Annotated in this window: 20 protein-coding genes and 1 pseudogene; 13 read left to right on the plus strand and 8 right to left on the minus strand. The window is 64.6% G+C overall.

Translation table 11 applies throughout. From position 1 onward, the window contains the following. Positions 1–52 precede the first annotated feature (52 nt). From arsC to BGP17_RS08260, 12 genes are all read left to right on the plus strand, one after another. On the plus strand, positions 53–529 hold the full coding sequence (gene arsC / locus BGP17_RS08205; RefSeq protein ID WP_286711647.1) for an arsenate reductase (glutaredoxin): 477 nt from the start codon (positions 53–55) through the stop codon (positions 527–529). Continuing rightward, positions 526–1,203 (plus strand): aquaporin, encoded by a 678-nt coding sequence (locus BGP17_RS08210; RefSeq protein ID WP_286711629.1) that lies wholly within the window; start codon positions 526–528, stop codon positions 1,201–1,203. Before arsC ends, BGP17_RS08210 begins: the two co-directional genes overlap by 4 nt. Then, a complete protein-coding gene (gene arsH / locus BGP17_RS08215; RefSeq protein WP_286711630.1) occupies positions 1,200–1,976 on the plus strand; it encodes an arsenical resistance protein ArsH in 777 nt (258 codons plus the stop codon). The genes BGP17_RS08210 and arsH overlap by 4 nt, the downstream gene beginning before the upstream one ends. A 423-nt stretch (positions 1,977–2,399) precedes the next feature. Next, positions 2,400–3,149, plus strand: a complete 750-nt coding sequence (locus BGP17_RS08220; RefSeq protein WP_286711631.1) for a LuxR family transcriptional regulator — start codon at positions 2,400–2,402, stop codon at positions 3,147–3,149. Positions 3,150–3,231: 82 nt separating this feature from the next. Then, positions 3,232–3,858 carry an acyl-homoserine-lactone synthase gene (locus BGP17_RS08225; RefSeq protein WP_286711632.1) on the plus strand — a complete coding sequence of 209 codons (627 nt, stop codon included), beginning with the start codon at positions 3,232–3,234 and terminating at the stop codon, positions 3,856–3,858. Positions 3,859–3,867: 9 nt separating this feature from the next. Beyond that, positions 3,868–4,752 carry a phytanoyl-CoA dioxygenase family protein gene (locus tag BGP17_RS08230; protein WP_286711633.1) on the plus strand — a complete coding sequence of 295 codons (885 nt, stop codon included), beginning with the start codon at positions 3,868–3,870 and terminating at the stop codon, positions 4,750–4,752. Then, positions 4,749–5,327, plus strand: a complete 579-nt coding sequence (locus BGP17_RS08235; RefSeq protein WP_286711634.1) for a GntR family transcriptional regulator — start codon at positions 4,749–4,751, stop codon at positions 5,325–5,327. Before BGP17_RS08230 ends, BGP17_RS08235 begins: the two co-directional genes overlap by 4 nt. A 93-nt stretch (positions 5,328–5,420) precedes the next feature. After that, on the plus strand, positions 5,421–5,552 hold the full coding sequence (locus BGP17_RS08240; RefSeq protein WP_286711635.1) for a benenodin family lasso peptide: 132 nt from the start codon (positions 5,421–5,423) through the stop codon (positions 5,550–5,552). Positions 5,553–5,631: 79 nt separating this feature from the next. Continuing rightward, positions 5,632–5,763, plus strand: a complete 132-nt coding sequence (locus BGP17_RS08245; RefSeq protein ID WP_286711636.1) for a benenodin family lasso peptide — start codon at positions 5,632–5,634, stop codon at positions 5,761–5,763. Positions 5,764–5,823: 60 nt separating this feature from the next. Continuing rightward, on the plus strand, positions 5,824–5,955 hold the full coding sequence (locus BGP17_RS08250) for a benenodin family lasso peptide (protein WP_286711637.1): 132 nt from the start codon (positions 5,824–5,826) through the stop codon (positions 5,953–5,955). 79 nt (positions 5,956–6,034) lie between these two features. Beyond that, positions 6,035–6,670 carry a lasso peptide biosynthesis B2 protein gene (locus BGP17_RS08255; protein ID WP_286711638.1) on the plus strand — a complete coding sequence of 212 codons (636 nt, stop codon included), beginning with the start codon at positions 6,035–6,037 and terminating at the stop codon, positions 6,668–6,670. 341 nt (positions 6,671–7,011) lie between these two features. After that, entirely contained in the window at positions 7,012–8,418 is a 1,407-nt protein-coding gene (locus BGP17_RS08260; protein WP_286711648.1) for an asparagine synthase-related protein, read from the plus strand. On the opposite strand, the gene BGP17_RS08265 is transcribed toward BGP17_RS08260, so the two are convergent. The 7 genes and pseudogenes from BGP17_RS08265 to BGP17_RS08290 all read right to left on the minus strand — a co-directional run bounded on the left by BGP17_RS08265 (position 8,407) and on the right by BGP17_RS08290 (position 16,179). Then, a complete protein-coding gene (locus BGP17_RS08265; protein WP_286711639.1) occupies positions 8,407–10,473 on the minus strand; it encodes an Atxe2 family lasso peptide isopeptidase in 2,067 nt (688 codons plus the stop codon). The two genes, BGP17_RS08260 and BGP17_RS08265, sit on opposite strands and share 12 nt — an antisense overlap. Before the next feature lie 41 nt (positions 10,474–10,514). Then, positions 10,515–13,448, minus strand: coding sequence for a TonB-dependent receptor (locus BGP17_RS08270; protein ID WP_286711640.1), 2,934 nt, complete (start codon positions 13,446–13,448; stop codon positions 10,515–10,517). Positions 13,449–13,546: 98 nt separating this feature from the next. After that, on the minus strand, positions 13,547–14,299 hold the full coding sequence (locus tag BGP17_RS08275; protein WP_286711641.1) for a FecR family protein: 753 nt from the start codon (positions 14,297–14,299) through the stop codon (positions 13,547–13,549). A 102-nt stretch (positions 14,300–14,401) separates the two neighbouring features. After that, positions 14,402–14,551, minus strand: a pseudogene (locus tag BGP17_RS23865) (FecR/PupR family sigma factor regulator); the annotation flags it as partial. After that, the gene (locus tag BGP17_RS08280) at positions 14,551–15,108 is read right to left on the minus strand and encodes an RNA polymerase sigma factor (RefSeq protein ID WP_286711642.1); all 558 of its coding nucleotides are present in this window, start codon (positions 15,106–15,108) and stop codon (positions 14,551–14,553) included. The pseudogene BGP17_RS23865 and the gene BGP17_RS08280, both read right to left, overlap by 1 nt. 738 nt (positions 15,109–15,846) lie before the next feature. Beyond that, complete coding sequence (locus BGP17_RS08285) at positions 15,847–15,981, minus strand: hypothetical protein (protein ID WP_286711643.1); 135 nt, start codon at positions 15,979–15,981, stop codon at positions 15,847–15,849. Positions 15,982–16,020: 39 nt separating this feature from the next. Beyond that, positions 16,021–16,179: a hypothetical protein gene (locus BGP17_RS08290; RefSeq protein ID WP_286711644.1), complete on the minus strand. Its 159-nt coding sequence runs from the start codon at positions 16,177–16,179 to the stop codon at positions 16,021–16,023. A 418-nt stretch (positions 16,180–16,597) separates the two neighbouring features. Between BGP17_RS08290 and BGP17_RS08295 the strand changes: the two genes are divergently transcribed. Continuing rightward, positions 16,598–17,341, plus strand: a complete 744-nt coding sequence (locus BGP17_RS08295) for a TorF family putative porin (protein ID WP_286711645.1) — start codon at positions 16,598–16,600, stop codon at positions 17,339–17,341. A 155-nt stretch (positions 17,342–17,496) separates the two neighbouring features. Here the strand turns inward: BGP17_RS08295 and BGP17_RS08300 are convergent, their stop codons facing one another. Next, positions 17,497–18,534: an XRE family transcriptional regulator gene (locus BGP17_RS08300; protein WP_286711646.1), complete on the minus strand. Its 1,038-nt coding sequence runs from the start codon at positions 18,532–18,534 to the stop codon at positions 17,497–17,499. Positions 18,535–18,578: the final 44 nt, after the last annotated feature.

An 18,578-nucleotide genomic window follows, 5' to 3' on the forward strand; every position in this document is an offset into this window, starting at 1 on the left:
GCTCCCGGTGGAAACCATGGATCGTACCGCGCTCAGGGCGGCGCTAAAGGCCATCGGCCAAAGCGAAGGCGCTTCGGGGCGCGCGCAAACGCCAACCGATGTGATCATCTATCACAATCCCGAATGCGGCACGTCGCGCAACACGCTCGCGATGATCCGCAATGCCGGGATTGAACCGCACGTCGTCGAGTATCTCAAGACGCCTCCGTCGCGCGCGATGCTCGAACAGCTGATCGAGCGTGCGGGCATCACGCCGCGCGCGCTCCTGCGCGAGAAAGGCACGCCCTATGGCGAGCTGGGCCTTGGCGATCCCGCGCTTGGCGACGCGGCGTTGATCGATGCCATGATGGCGCATCCGATGCTCATCAACCGCCCGCTGGTCGTGTCGCGGCTGGGCGTGAAACTCTGCCGCCCCTCGGAAGAAGTCCTCGATCTCCTTCCGGCGTCGCAGCGCGGGCCGTTCTTCAAAGAAGACGGTGAACAGGTCATCGACGAGACGGGCAATCGTATCCCCGCGCACGCTGCATGACCCCCGGTACGCGCGCGATATTCGCCGAAGCTATCGGCAGCCTCTTCCTGTTCGCCACGGTGATCGGGTCGGGCATCATGGCCGAGGATCTGTCCGGCGGGAATGTCGCCATCGCGCTGCTTGGCAACACGCTGGCGACCGGCGCGATCCTGTTTGTCCTGATCACCATGCTGGGGCCGATCTCGGGCGCGCATTTCAACCCCGCCGTGACGCTGGTCTTCCGCCTGAAAGGCGAGATCGGAATCGGAACCGCGTTCGCTTACCTGATCGCGCAACTGGTCGGTGGTATCCTCGGCGTCTGGCTCGCGCATTTGATGTTCGACCAGCCGATCCTTGAGCTTTCCGAGAAACTGCGTTCGGGCGTCGGTCAATGGGCAGCGGAAGGCGTCGCGACGTTCGGCCTGCTGCTCACGATCCTTGGGACGATCAAGGCAAGGCCACAATGGGTGCCCGCCAGCGTCGCGCTCTACATCACCGCCGCCTATTGGTTCACGGCCTCGACCAGCTTCGCCAATCCCGCGATCACGATCGCGCGTTCGTTGAGCAACAGCTTTGCGGGCATCGCGCCGGGCTGCGTGCCTGCATTCATCGCCGCGCAGCTCGCGGGCGCGCTTCTCGCCTATGGCGTGAGCCAAATGCTGTTCGCGGGGAACGCACGGGGAGTACAGGAATGAACCGACTGCGGACCTTGAGCGATCCCACGTCCTTTCCGGCGCTTAAGCCGGAATTCGTGAATCGCGTGCCTGCGTTCGGGCTCGGTGCGCTCGATCCTCCGCCGAGGATCTTGCTGCTCTACGGGAGCCTGCGCGAACGCTCCTATTCGCGCCTCGTCGTCGAGGAGGCCGCGCGGCTGCTCCAGCTTTTCGGATGCGAGACGCGCATTTTCGATCCGTCCGACCTACCCCTCCCCGATCAGGCGGCGGGCGACGATCACCCAGCGGTCCACGAGCTGCGCGAGCATTCGATGTGGTCCGAGGGCCAGGTCTGGTGCAGCCCGGAACGGCACGGCCAGATCACAGGAGTCATGAAGGCGCAGATCGATCACCTGCCGCTGGCCTACCAGGGGATGCGCCCGACGCAGGGGAGGACGCTCGCGGTGATGCAGGTCAGCGCGGGTTCGCAATCGTTCAACAGCATCAACACGCTGCGCGTTCTCGGGCGCTGGATGCGGATGTTCACGATCCCCAACCAGTCGTCGGTTGCCAAGGCGTTTCAGGAATTCGACGAGGCCGGGCGCATGAAACCGTCCAGCTACTATGACCGGATCGTCGATGTAGTGGAGGAACTGGTGCGCTTCACAGTTCTGCTGCGACCGCATGTCGATCAGCTCACCGACCGCTATTCTGAACGGGTGGAAGCCAACCGCCCAGTCGATCTCAAGACAGATCTATCGGCTATCGCGCTCGATCAAGGCTGCTGTTCCGATCCGGGAGCGCGTCGCTCGTGAACGATTGTCCGGGCTAACTCCGAGGCCGATGCACTTATATGCCCGAAGTCCAGGTGATTGACTGCTCAATGTGTCGACACTCTGAATGGCAAACACCTACCTGAACGGTGGCATTAACAACTAAGCTCAAGCGCATTGAAGCTTACACTTCCTGGAAGCCATAGTTGTTGGCGGAAACATGCATGTCGGTGAATGTCGAACGCTGACAAATCGCGAACATCGGGCACACTCAACTGGCGAACTTGTCTCCTTAGGCCAGCACTAACTATAGTTGCTTGTTTACATTGGGACATTTTGGCGCGATCTAGATGCCGCAATCGCTCGACCGACTCCCTTGAGAAGTTGTTCGGACATGAGCCCGTTGAGGGGCGTATCGAGGGCAAAGCGGGTTGAGGTCCGCACCCGCGTGCGGCCGGGGTGGTCATGCCGCGTTTCGAGGTTGCCGAAGTCTTCGTGAACCATGCGCGCTCTGCGCCGACGCGAGAAGCGTTGTACGATGCGCTGATCCAGTGCTGCTCGGACATGGGGGTTCGTTACTTCGCACTGACCCATCACATCGACTTCGGAAGGGAAGCTGGACCGGCGGTCCGACTTCACAACTATCCGCCGAGCTGGGAGGAATGGTTCGACGAACGGGGGCTCGGCCGCACCGATCCCATCCACAGGGCCTGCAACCTTGCCAGCGTAGGCTTCGCCTGGTCCGCTGTCCCCGACATGATCAAGCTGACCCCGGATGATCGGTGCGTGCTGGAGCGCGCCTATGAGATCGGAATCGGCCAAGGGTTCACGATCCCCGCGAGCGTGCCCGGCGAGGCGCTCGGATCCTGCTCTTTCGCCGTAGACGCGGGCCAGGCCTTTCCCGACGAGTTCCAGTTCGTGTGCCAGCTGATCGGCGCGTTCGCCTTCGAAGCGGCCAGGCGCATCTCCGGATCGCGGGACGTCCAGGCCGATCAGTCTCCCATCCTCACCGACCGGCAGCGTGACTGCGTACTCTGGGCGGCGCGGGGCAAGACCGACTGGGAAATCTCTGTCATTCTGGGCGTCGGTCATGAAACGGTGATCCAGCATCTGAAGCATGCCCGCGAGCGCTACGGCGTCCAGAAACGCGCCCTCCTCGCGGTGCGGGCGCTGTTCGACGGACTGATCAGCTTCTCCGACATCCTGAAGCACTGACGCTATCCCCATTTCTTGGAATATCGCCGACCGGCACTGATCGGGATGCTTGGCCCCTCGTCAATTCGAGGGGTTTTGCGCCATGGTTCTTCTCATCGATTCCACCGTCGACACCGTCGCCGACACCGCGTTCCGGTCGATGTTCGCCGCGCGGAAGAGCGTCTTCATCGATCTGCTCAAATGGGACCTGCCGGTCCTGGACGGGCGCTATGAGATCGACCAGTTCGACGACCAGCACGCGCGTTACCTGATCCTCACCGACAGCGCGAACGAGCATCTGGCGTCGGCCAGGCTTCTGCCGACGACGCGGCCTCACATCCTGGACGGTCTCTTCCCCGCGCTGTGCGCCGGCGAAATCCCACGAGGCCCACGGGTCTGGGAAATTACGAGATTCTGCCTGGGACGACAGCTACGCTCAACCGAGCGACGCCAGGTCCGCAATCAGCTCGTCTCCGCGCTGACCTCACATGCGCTCGTTACCGGCATCGATACCTATACGGGCGTCGCCGAGATGGCGTGGCTGCAGCAGATCCTGAGCTTCGGCTGGCAATGCCGCGCGCTCGGCGAACCCCTTGCCAACTGCGGCTGCCTGCTCGGCGCGCTCGAGATCACGATCACGCCCGACACACCGACTGACCTGGCCGCAGGCGGCGTCTGGTCGCCCCTTACCGCCCACGAAATGCCGGCGCGCCGCGCCGCCAACGCCTGAGGTATCGCCATGACCAATGATCCGACCGCCAAACCCGCCGGCTGCGATGCCGCGCTCGAGCTTCTGAAGACCCAGGGCTGGTGCGTCATCCCGAACGCGCTGCCGCTTCAGACGATCGAGGCGCTCGGTGCGGACCTCGCGCCGATGTACGAGGCGACGCCCTTCTGCAAGGGCGATTTCTATGGCGGCCGGACCAAGCGGTTCGGGAGCCTGCTGAAGCGTTCGCCGCATGCCGCCGCGCTGGCCATGGACGCGTTGATCCTCGCCGTCAGCGAGGCGGTGCTTTCGCCATGGTGCGACACGCTCCAGCTGAACCTGATGCAGGCGATCGCACTGCACCCGGGCGCCCCGGCGCAATTCCCGCACCGCGACCAGGATATGTGGCAGGGCGTGAAGGGCGAGGTCGAGTATCTCGTCAACGTGATGTGGCCGCTCACCCGCTTCACGGTCGAGAATGGCGGGACGATTATCTATCCGGGCAGCCACGGGGATGAGGCGCTCAAAGAGGAAATGCCCGAGCGCTCGATCGTCGCGGAATTCGGGCCGGGCGACGCGTTCCTGTTTCTGGGTTCGACGCTGCATGGCGCAGGCGCGAACCGCAGCGGCGACGTCCGCAAGGCGGTCGTGGTCAGCTACTGCCTTGGATGGCTCAAGCCCTATGAAAACCAGTGGCTCGCCTATCCGCCAGCGATAGCTCGCGGCTTCTCGCCGGAGCTCGCCGCCCTGGTCGGCTACCGCCAGCACCGCCCCAACCTCGGCAACTACGAGGGCGTATGCCCTTCGCTCCTCCTCACGGGAAACCTGCCCGACCATATCGGCGCGGTGGACGCACTGCGGCCTGACCAGGCCGAGGCCGTCGCCGCGCACCGGATGGGCCAGGAGGAAGCCGCATGAGCCCGCTCCAGGCGATGGAGCGGAGCTACGCGACGCTCAAGCAGATGCTGCGGGAGGGCCGGTACCCGCCCGGCGCGCGCCTGGAAGCGAACCGCATCGCCGAAGAGCTGGGTGTCAGCATGACGCCGGTACGCGATGTCCTGCAGCGCCTGGTGGGCGAGCATCTCGTCGAAGCGAGCGCCGGCGAAGGATTTCATGTGCCGCGGCTCGGCGAGGCGGCGCTCCGCGATCTCTACGAGTGGCATTCGGCCCTCGTCCTGATGGCAGTGCGTACCGCTCGCAATCCGCTCGCCATGGATGAGCCGGAGGATGAGGCAATCGCATCCAGGACAGCGCTGCTGTTCGAGCGCATCGGCGAGATGGCACCCAATCGCGAGATACGGCTCGCCATCGCGAGTGTTGGTGATCGCCTGCATCCGTTCCGGATGCTCGAGTCGGAAGTTTTGGAGCCGCTGCTCGGCGAACTCGACGAGCTTGCCGAAATCGACAACGGACTTCCGCAAGCAATCCGGCGCTATCATCTTCGCCGAATGAAGGCGGTCCCCGACCTAATTCGACGCCGTGAGGCCGCCTGACAGGATCTTCGATTATAATCCTATTATAAACTTCTTATAACCGCCAGCTTGGCGAATCTTCTCTTGGTCGCATCTCGCGACAGGAGAATGATCATGGACCGCGAACCCAACGAAACCATCGACCTGATCGATCTCGGCGTCGCCAGCGTCGAGACCCAGGGCGCCCTCGACGGCAAGTACGACGTCGTCGGCCTCATCCCGCGCGAAGGCCTGTCGGACGACTGATCCGCAGCGCCGGTCCGGCCATGCGCCGGGCCGGCGCAATCAGTTCACCCGCTTTCCAACGCAAGACGGAGTTGCTCCCATGCAAACCGAACATGACCTGGCTGTCGATCTCGTCGATCTCGGCGCCGCCAGCGTCGCGACCCAGGGCGCGATGACCGGCACCTTCGACGTCATCGGGCTCATCGAGCACGAGGGCCTGTCGGACGACTGATCCGCAAGCGCGGGCCCGGCTCCGCGCCGGGCCTGCGATCCACCGAGACGGAGATTTCCCATGAAGAACGAAGAGAGCCAGGTAATCGACCTGATCGATCTGGGGCCCGCAAGCGTCGAGACGCGGGGCAGCTGCACCGGCATGTTCGAGATCGTCGGGTTTGTCCTACCCGAAGGCCTTTCGGACGACTGACCGTCAGCGGCGTTCCGCTCTGCACGAGCTGGCGCCGCACCACTGAAAGGTCCCGGCAACCGGAATGCTTTGGCGTGTATTGCCCCATGCGACCGCCTGCGTCGCATCCGACAAGCTGTTCCTGCTCGATATCCGGCAGGACCGGTATTTTCGCGTGCCTGCCGCCGCATCCGGCGAGATGCTCGCCTGGCTCGACCGGAACTATGCCGGCGTCGTCCCCAAGGCCGTGACCGACACACTGCTTCGCGCACGCATTCGCCGCCAAGGCGACCCTGAGCCGACCAACGTTCTCAAGGAACGCGTCACCATCCCCGCGAACCTCGTCCAGCCCGATGCGCAGAGCGCCGCGACCGGGCATCCCATTCGGGTCGCGATGAGCGTCGCCGGCATGCGGCTGTCGCTGCGCGCATTCTCGCTCAACCATATCCTCACGGGCATTCAGACCCGTGGCCCGCTACCCCGGCGCGGACTGGGAGCGCTCGCCGAGGCGCATGCGTTCGAGCGTGCCCGGCGCATGGTGCCGATCGCCCGGAACTGTCTCCTCGATTCGCTTGCGCTCGAGCGGTGGCTCGCACGGCGCGGAATGGGATCGCAACTCGTATTCGGCATCGCGCCAGAACCGTTCGCGGCGCATTGCTGGCTGCAGACGCCGGAGGCGATCCTCAACGACAGCTTCGATCATGTGTCGGGCTTCACGCCGATCCTCGCGATATGAACCGAACCGCCTATCTGGCCTGCGTGGCGAGACCGGCGCCGCACGCAGCCGAGCGGTTGCGCAATGTTGCCGAGCGTCTGCGATCGCCCGCGATGGTCGAACTGGTCGAATCGCACGGCCTTCTTGTCTGCGGCGACCCCAGTGCTGCGCAGCTGGCGCTGCCAACCGGTGACGGTATCATCCTTGGTCATCTGTTCGACCGGAAGGATAGCACGCGAGTCACCGACCCGGCGAAACTCGGTGACATTCCCATCGACGAATTCGTGAAGGCCTATTGGGGAGGCTATATCGCGATCCGCGCACTCGAGGATCGGGTCGAAATCTTCCGCGACCCCTCGGGGATGGTGCCCTGCTATCACGCCGAGATCGAGGGCGTGCATGTCCTGACCGCGGGACCGGACCTTCTGTTCGGGCCGGGGCTGATCGAGCCTGTGATCGACTGGACCATCGTCACCCAGTCTCTCGTCTTCCGCGACTTCCGGCCGGCGCGAACCTGCCTTCGGGGAGTGAACGAACTGCTCCCAGGGGTGGTGCTCGACCTCGGCGACCGGGGCGTTTCCACGCGTTGCGCCTGGTCGCCCTGGGCCTTCGCTGATCCCGAGGCCCGGATCACCGACCCTGCGACCGCGATATCGACCCTGCGCGAAGTTGCGACGGCGACGCTAGGCGCGTGGGGCGCGTGCTTCGAGCGGCCGCTTATAGAGATCTCCGGCGGCCTGGATTCCTCGATCGTCGCCGCCGGGATGCGCACCGAGCAATCGGGCGTGCACTGCCTGACCTTCGGCCCGGCACCCGGGGACGCGAGCGAGTTGCCCTGGGCGAGGGCCGTCGCCGAACACCTGGGATATCCGCTCACCGAATTGGTCGCCGATGCGACAACCGTTGATATCCGTCACAGCGATGCGCGCGACTTGCCGAGGCCCTGCGCGCGCGCCTTCTCCCAGGCGCTCGATCGTCCGATCCAGGCGCTGGCGGCCGGGCTCCACACCGATGCCTTCTTTGGCGGCGGCGGCGGGGACAGCATGTTCTGCCTCACCCATTCCGCGTTTCCACTGATCGACCGCCTTGCTGCCGAGGGGCTGGGCAAGGGCGTGCTCGAAACCGCGGGCGACATCGCACAGCTCACACGAACCAATATCTGGAAAGTGCTGGCCACGGCCGCCCGCCGCTGGCCGCGGAGCCATTCGGCGATGCCACCGCCGATGACCAACGGCTTCCTGGCGCCCCATGTACGCGAGGCACTGCCATGGCCGGAGGGCAATCCCTGGCTCGCCTCCCCTGCCGGAATCCCACCGGGGAAGCGCAAGCATGTCTGGTCGATCATCGGGATCCAGAACCAGCTCGAAGGCTATGGGCGCGAGGCCGTGGCTCCTTTTCTCTCGCCGCTGATGTCTCAGCCGATCGCGGAGGTCTGCATCGCCATTCCGAGCTGGTACTGGTGCGCAGGCGGCAACAACCGCACCGTAGCACGCGAAGCCTTCCGCGATCGCCTGCCCGCATCCGTCATCGATCGCCGCACCAAGGTGTCGTTCAGCAGCCTCGCCTACCGGATGATCCGGGCAAACATGGCCATTCTACGCGATATGCTCCTGAACGGCTCGCTCACGCGGCAAGGGCTGCTCGACCGTGACCGTATCATCGCCTTCCTTGGCGGTACGATGGCGGACCCTGAGGCGCTTCCGGAACTCATGGCGCTCGTAGAGGTCGAAGCATGGGTCCGCCACTGGGAAGGCCGGTCACTTCGCTGACGCCGCCCGCAGGGCCTTCCACCGAACAATCTCGGCGGCCCGCGCGGGGTCGGTAGATTCAATGCCGAGCAGCCAGAAGTCGAACCAGGCGATGTTGCGCTCGTAGATGGCCAGCCGGTGCGCCGGATGGCTCTTCGTGTGCCATTCGTCGGGATAGACATACATCTCGACCGGCGCGCCATGCGCCTTGAGCGCGGCAAAGGCCTCCTGGGCGATCCGGAATTCGCCATCCGGCAAATTCATCAGCAGCGGCACCCGGAGATGGTCGGCATTCACGGCGATCGACTGGGCCCGCCAGAATTCACGGCCATCCGCGCCCGCAGGCGGATAGCCCACCCCTTGCACGACGGTGTTGCCGTAGCCCGGGCCCGCGCTGAACACGACGTTGGGGTCATCACAGCAGGACGACATGATCGCGGCCTTGAAGCGCGTCGAGTTGTTGAGCGCGAACTGGACGGTGCTCGCGCCGTCGCTCAGGCCAGTGATCCCGATCAGATCGGGGTTGACGACGCCCTTGGCGATGGCGGTGTCGATCCCGGCTTCGAGCGCGGTGAGGATCCGGCGCCGTCCCGACCAGTTCCGGACCTTGACGCGCTGGGCGGCGTCGTCGTTGGCCTTGGAGGCTGCCTCGGGCGCTTCGGCAGGCCATTGAAAATTGAGCACGGCATAGCCGCGCGCCGCGAGTAGCTGGATGGGATATTCGTCCCCCTGTCCGCCGCGCTGGAAGCCCTTTGAGATATACTGGACGATGATGAGGGGGTGGCGCTCGCCGATCTGGTGGGTCGGCGGAAGCGTGAGATCGCCATAAGTCCGCACACCGTCGTGGTCGGTCCAGGTGAGCCGCTCGACCTTTCCCAGGCGCACGGTCGCAAACTCGGGGTTGGGTTCGAAGATCGTCGTGCTGCGGCCGGTCGCCGGATCGATCCGCACCAGGACGCGCGGTCGGGTGGCGGTTTCGCGGGCGCAGATCAAGGTTGCACCGGCCTGAGCGCATCCGGGCAGGAAATCTTCGGTCTCGAACAACCGGCGCGGCCCCCGTTCGGCACCGGGACGCCAGCTGTAGATCGCGCTGCGGCCACCATTGTCGGCATTGCCGCCGCGCAGGATGAGCAGCGTATCAGGCGCGATCCACCATAGCCCGGCGATCGGCTCGCGGCAGGCGTCGCCGGTGCAGGCCACGGCCTTCCCGCCCACTTCGACGCGCAGCAACGTCGGACCGCGGGGCAAATCGGCACGCTCACTCGCTACCCAGGCTCGGCCTCCGGACCGGGAGGTCGCGGTGGCCCCGGCATCCGCCGGAAATCCCCCCGCCGCTTCACCCTTCATCGCGGCGGCTTGGTCAGCCGTCACGATGCGGTTTTCCCCGGTTGCGAGGTCGAATGCGTTGATCTCGGTTGGTAGTGGCAGCCGGGGCGTCGGCCGCGAGAAGGCGACCGACCAAAAGCGATCGTCATACAGATAGCCGGACCGGCCTTCACGTTCGATCTCGGCGACTCCCGCATTGAACGACCGACGCGTCGTGAACAGCAGGGTTCGGCCGTCCTTGCTCCACGCGAGACTGCGCGGCTCGGTGGCGAGATCGGTGATCTGCTTCGCGGGCGCGCCGTCGAGGCCTACCCGCCAGATCTGGGTCTGGCCCTTGTCCCGGCGCAGATAGGCAAGCGAGCGTCCATCGGGCGACCAGATTGGCGGCTCGGTGACCGGGAGGCCCGAAGGCACACCCGTCACGCCGTAGGGGTCGGTCATTGCCTGGATGAACTCACCCCCGACATCGAGCAGGCGAGGCGGTGTCCTGCCATCCAGCGTCGCCAGCATCACGCCGAAACAATAGCTGTCGCTGTCGGGATCGGCACGCCGCAGGATCAGCGCCGCATATCTTCCGTCCGGCGAAAGGCTGAACGACGGTCTCTTCGCGGTGTCGAACATCATCCCGAAGTCGCGCAACTCGATCAGATCGCGCGCCCCGATCCCCCTTTGGCCTGTTGCCGCCTCGGGGGGAGGCGGCAACAGGCGCTCGCTGCAAGCCGAGGGCGTTGCGTGCGCCACCCCGGTCATGCAGGCGAGCAAGGCGAGGGCAGTGGTGCTGAGCAGTTGTCTCACCACGACTTGGTGACCTGCAAAGCGACGAAGCGGCCCATCGGATTTGCATTCTCGCCGTCGAACCCGACCGCGAGCGTGCCCACGACATAGCTCACATAGGGCGGGTCGGAGTCGAACAGGTTGCTCGCGTTGAGTGCGACCCGAAGCCCCTTGAACGGACCCGATGGCTGCTGGAAGGAATAGCTCAGATTGAGATCGAAGGTCGTCCAGGACGACACGCGCTGCGCGGGGGTCACCGTGAGGTTTCGATAGCCGTCGGCATAGTTGACGAACAGCGCCGCACCGAACCCGCCCTTGTTCCAGGTCGCGCGCCCACGGACCCTCAGGTCAATGGGGTTGCCGACCGTATCGACCACATCGACGGGCGCCGACGTGGCGGTCAGCTGCTGGTTGATCCCGAAGATATAGGTCGCGTTCGCGCCGATCGTGGCGTTTCCGCCGCCCAGCCCGAAATCATATTGCAGATCGAAATCCAGCCCCGACTGCTTAACGATCGACAGGTTGCGGGTCCGCGCGTCGGCGATCGCCACGATCGGCGCGGTGCTGGGGATGCCGGCCAGATCGAGATAATAAGGCGAGGCGAACAGCTCGGCGATCCGCGCCGCCGACGGATTGAAGGTCAGGATCGGCGCATAGATGTCGCGGTTGATCAGATAGTTGGTCACGCTCGATGCGACCGACGCGATCCGGTCGCGATAATTGACGCTGAACCAGGTCACGCCGGCCCGCAGCCCGGGCAGTGCAGTGGGCTTCAGGTCCGCCCCCAGCGTCCAGGTCGTGGCACGCTCGGGCCCGAGGTCCGGATCATTGCCGCGGATGACCATGATGTTGGACATGCCGGTCGGCGACTGGGGATCGACCACCGGATAGGCGAACTGCCCGAACGTATCGGGGTCTTGCCGCAGCTCGGTCACCCCAGGCGCGCGAAACGACTTGCCGTAGCTTCCGCGCAGCGTGACGCCGCCGAAAGGCTCCCAGGCCATGCTGACCTTCGGGTTCGTGGTGCTGCCGAAGTCGCTATAATGCTCGGTGCGAACCGCCGCCGAAAGGTCGAGACGGCGGAACATCGGTATCGCCATCCCTTCCGCGAATACCGGGATGCGCAGCTCGGCATAGGCGCCCTTGACGATGCGGGGTCCGGGGAGCGGCGTCAGCGCGTTGGCGCGCGGCGCCAGCGTCGAGGTGTAGGAGATATTCTCGCGGTCGCGGTAGCGGTCCTCGCGATACTCGCCGCCTACGGCGAGGCGCACTTCACCCGCCGGAAGTGCGAAGAGCGGACCGTCCGCGCGGACCGACGTCGACCAGACCTCAGCATCCCAGCGGCGCTTGTTGTAGCCGCGGATCGACTCGATCGTGGCAGGGTTGGTCGAAGGTCCGTCGCCGAGCAGATTATAGGCGGTTGCCGGGTTGGTGTCGGCAAGCGCGAGCGCGAGGCGCGCTGAGTTGACGCGGTTCAGATAGTCGTAGCGCTCGTCCTGCGTGCCCCAGGTGCCGTGGGCATCGACCGACCACTCGCCCAGCGTGAGCTCGAGGCCCGCGGTTCCGCCATAAGCCTGGACGTCCCCCCGGTATCGTTCGTTGCCGAGGTCTCGCACGAAGCTGTAGTTCACGCCGATCGGCAGGCGCGTGCCGATCGGATCGACATAATAGGGGTTGGTGACTGGAACGGTGCGGCGCGTGTCGCTGCCACTGCGGACCGCGACGTCGAACTTGCGCCAGGTCGCAAGGCCCCGCGCATAGAAGCGCAGGTTGCTGGTCAAATCTTGGCTGAGCGACACGAACAGCGAATGCCGCTGCTGTTGCGGGAGGATGTCGACGCCGTCCCAGCCATCGCCGCGGTTGATCGCGCCGCGGGTCAGCTGCGCCGCGGTCAGGCCGTTGCCGAACTGTCCGCGAGGGATCGCGAAATTGACGCCGCCCGCGACGATGGTGCCGGGGCTCGAATAATTGCCGCGATAGTCCCCGCCGCCAAAGGGCCGCAGGTCGTCGGTGATGTAGGGCCGGTCGTCGGCGGAGAGATTGTCGCGACGGTAGAATTCATAGGCGATCACGGCATTGCCGGAAGACCATTTGACGCCGAACAGCTGGCTGAACTGATATTCCTGCGCGTCGCCGTCAGCCGTCCCGATCCGGAAGCTGGTTTCGGCGCCCCTGAAATTGTTGCGGGTGACGACGTTGACCACGCCCGCCACCGCGTCGGAGCCGTAGATGGCCGAGGAGCCGTCCGGCACGATCTCGACGCGCTCGATCGCCGACGCGGGGATCACCGACAGATCAGAAAAGGTGCCCGAGAATCCGCCAAGCGGGGGCCGGTCGCCATTGATGAGGACCAGCGTTGAACCCTGGCCAAGACCACGCAGATTGACGCCGACACCGCGGCTGACGTTGCCGTTGCCAGCGCCCGTGATCAGCCCGCTCATCCCTTCGATGGCACCACCGCCGAAGTTCTGCGGGATCGACTGGACGATCTGCTGCGTCGTCGAGAAGCCGTTCTCGGCCATTGCCTTGCGGTCGACCGTGATGACCGGGACGCCGACCGGCCCGCTGCCGCGGATGCGCGTGCCGGTGACGAGAATTTCGCCCTCGCCCTCAGCAGGTGCGTTTCCCTCCTGGCTGGTATCGTCGCGCTGAACGACCAGCGTGTTGCCGACGAACACCACGCGCAGCCGGCTGCCGCGAAGCAACAGCGAGACCGCAACCTCGGGACGGAATCTGCCCTTCAGCGCCGGCGCCTGATGACCCGCCACCAGTTCGGTCGGCGCGATGACTTGCGTGCCCGACTGCTGCACGATCGCGCGCAGCGCTGCGCCCAGATCCTGGCTCGGAATGTCGAATTCGCGCGCATTGTCGGCCTGCGCAGACGCCACCGGCGCAACCATGACCATCGCCGTGCCGGCCAATGCCAGCGCACCCATTTTCCCCATCCGCATCTATCGCTCCCCATTTTGGCGCCGCCGATTTGGCGGTCTGGGGTGCGAGACGAGGTTTGGCGGAAAACCCGCCTAAAATAATTCCGGGGTCGTTCAGGCTATGGGCGGCGAAGGATAAGGTCGCCCTGCGGCGAGCGTTCGACGCGCAGCGAGAAGGCGGCGGCCAGCGCAGCGGCGAGCTCGTCGACCGGAAGCGGCCGGAAGCCCCCCGTCACGCGCTGGCCCGCGAGCGACGGGTCGCCCAGGCGGATCTTGCGCGCCGAATAACGATTGGTCTGCTCGAGCACGTCACCCAGCGGCACGCCGTCGAAATCGAGCATGCCCGAGACCCATTGCTGCAATCCCGGCGGTGCCTTGACCACCTGGGGCTCGCGCGACCGGTCGGTGAAGCACTCGCCGGGCGAAAGCCGCGTGACGGCGGCGACGCTACCCGCGGGCGCAAGGCCGCGCACGTCGACCGAACCGCGGAACAGGCTGACCCTCACCCCTCCCCGTTCGAACCCGACATCGAACAGGGTGCCGAGCGCGGTGACGGTCCGGCCGCCCGCCTCGACCCGGAAGGGGCGCGCCGCATCATGGGCGACATCGAACCGGGCACGCCCGCGGACGAGCCGAACCAGGCGCAGATCGCCCGACAAACGGACCTCGATCGCGCTGTCGGTGTCGAGCGTCACCGTCGATCCGTCCGCGAGTTTCACGGCGCGGATCTCGCCCACGCGAGACACTGTCGGCTCGGCGGCTGCGACCAGCGGCGCCTCCGGCGCCCCACTCGGCGCGCGCACGAACCAGAATCCCGCCAATACCACCAGCAGCACGGCGGCCGCCGCGAAGGCAGGGCGTGCTGCAGGCATTTCCCAGATCGGAGGTCTGCGCTCGGGAAGTCGCCGGTTGCGCCCCATCTCGGTGTCCGCCAGTCCCCCGCTATCAAGCCATTGCCCGCCGGCTTGCTCGAAAGCGTCGCGATGCGCAGGGTCGGCGTTGCGCCACCGCTCGAACTCGGCACGATGCGCTTCGCGATCAGGGCCTCGCATCCGTGCCCACCAAATGCCAGCCTGCTTGGCGACGGCGGGGCTTGGGCTATCCGTCGGTCCGGAACCCGGCATCAATCCTTGCCCGCGTATTGAATAAGCATCGTCATTGCCTTGGCCATCTGCTTCTCAACGCCCGAGACGGACATACCTGTCCGTTCGGCGATTTCGTTATAGCTAAGGCCGTCGAGGCGATGCGCCATGAATATTTCCCGAGTCTTGGGCTTCATCCGACGCATTACCGCCTCGATGCGCACGAGACTATCGCGTGCTTCGAGTCGTGACACTTCATTCGCCACCGAAATGGCGTCTTCTTCGAACGGGACGTGCAACAGCTCGCCCCGGCCCGCCGCGCTCTTTGCACGGTCGCGCAGCAGGTTGCGAGCCACTTGCCGCAGAAAAGCCCGGGGCCGCGCGATCGGTTCGCTTCGTCCCTGCTCGCTTTGCGCGACGCGGAGAAAGACCTCCTGCGCCACGTCGCCGGCGTCCTCGGGATTGGACCGGTAGCGCGTGATGAACCGGACCAGCGCGTGGCGCTCATTTCGGTAGATCATCTCGATCCCGAGCGGGCTCCCATTACCGTCGTCGGGGTCGCTGAACGCGGGAATGGTCGAAGGCGCGGGTGGCGACATCAAGCGTCCCCGCACCAGCAAAGATGTTCTTCGGCCACCAACGCCACCGCCCCGTCTCCCACAAGCGAGGCCGGCCGGCAGAAGCCGGGTGTTGAGAACAAGTTTGAGGACTTGCGCCGACGCCTTTAGCCGCGAACGGCCTGAACATGCGCGTCGGCCACCCGGCCGCTAGTGCCTGGATAGGGATCCCAAACGAGGTTCTCACGCCTCGGCGCCACACTTTGAGCGGCGCATTCCAAGACTAGGATTGGAACGGTTCAAAAGGCAAGCCAATCGCAAAAGCAAGGAATCGCAACCACTTCGGACAAATCTTCGCGGTCACTGCGACCTAAAAGTCGCACGCGCCGCAGGCGCCACAAAAAGCCGCACCCTTGCAGGCGGACGGCCGTCGCGGCGGCGTGCGCGCGGGCCTGTGGGCCAGCCGCCGCCGTGACCCCCGGCCGGTCGCAAGCGTGCCACGCGGGTCAAAGAAGCGCGGACCCTGACGCCTTCGCAGAAGGCGCAGCGCACGCACCGCTGGTCCCCCTCATTCAAAGCGGTAACCGCCGACGCGAAGTGCCCGCCCGTCGCCATGACCATCGCTAACTGCCCGCGCCGGCCGATGAGCTTGAGGATATCGCCCGGGCTGAGCCAGTCGCCGATCCAGCGGAGCATCATGGCAATCACGACCGCCATCGTGCGATCGTCGGTCAGGAATATCCCGCGGCGGTCGGTGGTACCTGAGGTGGTAGCCAGCGTTTACTTTCCGAGGAACCGCTCTCCAATCCGGTCAAGATCGTCGAAAACTGCCTCCGCGGCTTCAAGCGTCACGGCGCGGTCGGGGCGCCATTCGTTGAAACGCTCCATGAGCATCTTCTTGTCGGTGACCGGCAATTGGCTCGGGTCCTCGATGCGATCCGGCAGACGATACAGCTAGCGGTACACAGGCGAGCGAGCCCGCGCATAGGCTATCATGTCGACGAGGCGGCTCGTCTGGCGAACCGCGAGCGCCTCGCGCCCCTGGCGCTTATCGCGCCAGGCGGCCCAGATCAGGCCAACGCCATGCTCGGTCTTGATCGTTCTCGGGTTCACACCTCCGGCCAAGCGCCATACCTACATCCTGTAGCCACTATTGAATCGAGCCACGATGTCCGCCATGCTCTGGGGTCTTGGTTTCGACATCGCGGCCATCAAGACGATACTCGCTCTGCAAGAGATGAAGTCCGGCATAACCCCGCGTGCATTCAGTTCAGTATTCACGCACCCGTCGAGCACACGTCACGGGCTTTGCATATCGACGCGCGCTGAGCAGGCTCCAATCTTATGCAGCAGCGTCAGGTTGTTGCCGCAGCGCAACAGTCTGGGCCAGAATCGTCGCGGATCGGCATTGCGGTTGTGCACTGCGGCATAATTCGACAAACTGGGTCAGCTCAGCTTCATCGCTTCGAGAAAATGAAGAGCGAGACGCGAGCCGCAGGAGAACAGATCGGCACAACAAGGAGTTAGCCAAATGCGAATGTCTGTTCTCGCTACAGCAGCGATCACTATTCTCTCGATCTCGACACCCGCCTTCGCGCAGGAAGAAACCGAAGCGCCGCCCGCCGTCACAGTTTCAGGCGGGGCTACGGTGGTAAGCGATTATCGGTTTCGCGGAATCTCGCAATCGAACAAGCGCCCTGCGATCCAGGGCACCTTCACCGTCAGCCATGAGTCCGGCGTCTACGCTACGGTATGGGGCTCCTCGATCAATGGTTATATTGCGAGCAACAGCTCGGAATTAGACCTGATCGCCGGTTACAAACACACCTTTGGCAGCACGACGGTCGATGTGGGGGTGACCTATTATGTCTATTCGGACTCCCCCATTCCCAACACTGATTTTGCCGAGCCCTATGTGGCAGTCTCGCAAACGCTTGGGCCTGTCACCGGCAAGATCAGCGCCGTCTACGCCCCGAAGCAGAACGCGCTGACGCTCAACGGCGTCACGAAGGAGGAGAACTTCTATCTCGCCGGCGATGTGTCCGCGGGCATTCCCGGCACGCCGGTGAGCGTCTCCGCCCATCTCGGACACAATTTCAGTCCAAGCTATCTGACCTTTGGTCAGAAATACACCGACTGGAGCCTGGGAGCTTCATACACCTGGAACCATCTCACGCTCGGTGTTTCGTACGTCGATACCGACGCGGACATTTTCGTGGGCAGCCGCAACATCTCGAAGGGTGGCGTGGTGGCCTCGCTCGGGGTCTCCTTCTAAGGCGCGCCTTGAACCGCAAAGGGCTGCAGGTTCGCCTGCAGCCCTTGTCAAATTGGCGACAGTCACGCTGCAACTCATGTCCAGCGTCGCCTACGTTCAATGTCGTGCCAGCGTTTCAAGGCGCGCAGGCATTATCTTGGTGCTTCGCCTGGACCTCAACCGGCAAGCTGCCTTCGGACGTCGCGGCCCCGAATGAGCCCGTCGGGCAATTCCTCATCGCCAACGGAGAGTTGGATCCGTCCGAGCACTATCGCGGGACCAACTCCCAAGCGCTTGGCATCTGCCGCGATGGCTTGTGAGGTCCAGGTATATTGTGATTTGCAGGATTGCCATTGCCGGCCTGGGATAAGTGTTTCGCGCGCGAACACGTCCGCTTCGTCTTCAAAGTCTTGGCGCGAAGCGGCCCCCCGCTCGTAAAAAATCGCGTCATATTGACCTGTCGCGATATGGAGAATGATATGGCTGAGCTGGTGCATTAGCGCCAGCCAGAACGACTCGATGCGATAATCGCGCACCGTGAGCGCAAGGACCGCCACGTCATTCGCAGTGCGCAACGCGGCGCCGTCCACCTGCATGCCCGGCAGCGCCGGCTCCACCAGAAACACGATTCCGGCGTCGCGGAGATACCCCTCGATCCGTTTCACGCCGCCCCGAACTGCGCTGAAACCTATCAGCGTACGAAGCCAGTCGTGGCTGGCCGTCGCGGGACGGAAAGCGGTGGCGGGAGGTCGCGCGTCCGCCAGGATCATGACCCTCGCTTCCCACGCCAAAAGTGCCGGTTCGTGCGGAATATCGCGCGAACGGCTATATCGCCGACGGAGCGGGGCGTGCGGTCCGTATGCCCGTTCGAAGAATGCGGCGAGTTGCTCGGGCGCTTCCTTCAACGCCTTGATTAGAGTACCGCGATATGCTCCGAACCATCCGCGCCGGTACATTTCGCCGACGGGGAAGGATGCGGCGTTCGATAGATCGACCGGACTGATTTCCCGGTTTCCGGAGAGCTTCGGCGTCAGACTTGTCTCCAAGCACAATGCGTCGGCAATCATCTCCAGGCGCCGAAGACTGATCGACTGGTAGCGCTCAGCCTCGTAACGCTGGATCTGCTGCATCTTCATGCCGAGGAATTCCGCCAAATCTTTTTGAGTCTGACGTGCTCCCCTGAAACTCCTCCAGTTTGAGCTAGAGTCCTTCATTGAGGAGGACGGAGATGAAGCGCAGCAGGTTTAGCGAGGAGCAG

It is taken from the genome of Sphingomonas sp. 67-41 (assembly GCF_001899725.1).
Taxonomy (GTDB): Bacteria; Pseudomonadota; Alphaproteobacteria; order Sphingomonadales; family Sphingomonadaceae; genus Sphingomonas; species Sphingomonas leidyi.

Coding starts and splice junctions, on each gene's coding strand:
- BGP17_RS08210 (WP_286711629.1), top strand. CDS start 526: ATGACCCCCGGTACGCGCGCGATATTCGCCGAAGCTATCGGCAGCCTC.
- arsH (WP_286711630.1), top strand. CDS start 1,200: ATGAACCGACTGCGGACCTTGAGCGATCCCACGTCCTTTCCGGCGCTT.
- BGP17_RS08220 (WP_286711631.1), top strand. CDS start 2,400: ATGCCGCGTTTCGAGGTTGCCGAAGTCTTCGTGAACCATGCGCGCTCT.
- BGP17_RS08225 (WP_286711632.1), top strand. CDS start 3,232: ATGGTTCTTCTCATCGATTCCACCGTCGACACCGTCGCCGACACCGCG.
- BGP17_RS08230 (WP_286711633.1), top strand. CDS start 3,868: ATGACCAATGATCCGACCGCCAAACCCGCCGGCTGCGATGCCGCGCTC.
- BGP17_RS08235 (WP_286711634.1), top strand. CDS start 4,749: ATGAGCCCGCTCCAGGCGATGGAGCGGAGCTACGCGACGCTCAAGCAG.
- BGP17_RS08240 (WP_286711635.1), top strand. CDS start 5,421: ATGGACCGCGAACCCAACGAAACCATCGACCTGATCGATCTCGGCGTC.
- BGP17_RS08245 (WP_286711636.1), top strand. CDS start 5,632: ATGCAAACCGAACATGACCTGGCTGTCGATCTCGTCGATCTCGGCGCC.
- BGP17_RS08250 (WP_286711637.1), top strand. CDS start 5,824: ATGAAGAACGAAGAGAGCCAGGTAATCGACCTGATCGATCTGGGGCCC.
- BGP17_RS08260 (WP_286711648.1), top strand. CDS start 7,012: ATGGTGCCCTGCTATCACGCCGAGATCGAGGGCGTGCATGTCCTGACC.
- BGP17_RS08265 (WP_286711639.1), bottom strand. CDS start 10,473: ATGACCGGGGTGGCGCACGCAACGCCCTCGGCTTGCAGCGAGCGCCTG.
- BGP17_RS08270 (WP_286711640.1), bottom strand. CDS start 13,448: ATGCGGATGGGGAAAATGGGTGCGCTGGCATTGGCCGGCACGGCGATG.
- BGP17_RS08275 (WP_286711641.1), bottom strand. CDS start 14,299: ATGCCTGCAGCACGCCCTGCCTTCGCGGCGGCCGCCGTGCTGCTGGTG.
- BGP17_RS08280 (WP_286711642.1), bottom strand. CDS start 15,108: ATGTCGCCACCCGCGCCTTCGACCATTCCCGCGTTCAGCGACCCCGAC.
- BGP17_RS08295 (WP_286711645.1), top strand. CDS start 16,598: ATGCGAATGTCTGTTCTCGCTACAGCAGCGATCACTATTCTCTCGATC.
- BGP17_RS08300 (WP_286711646.1), bottom strand. CDS start 18,534: ATGAAGGACTCTAGCTCAAACTGGAGGAGTTTCAGGGGAGCACGTCAG.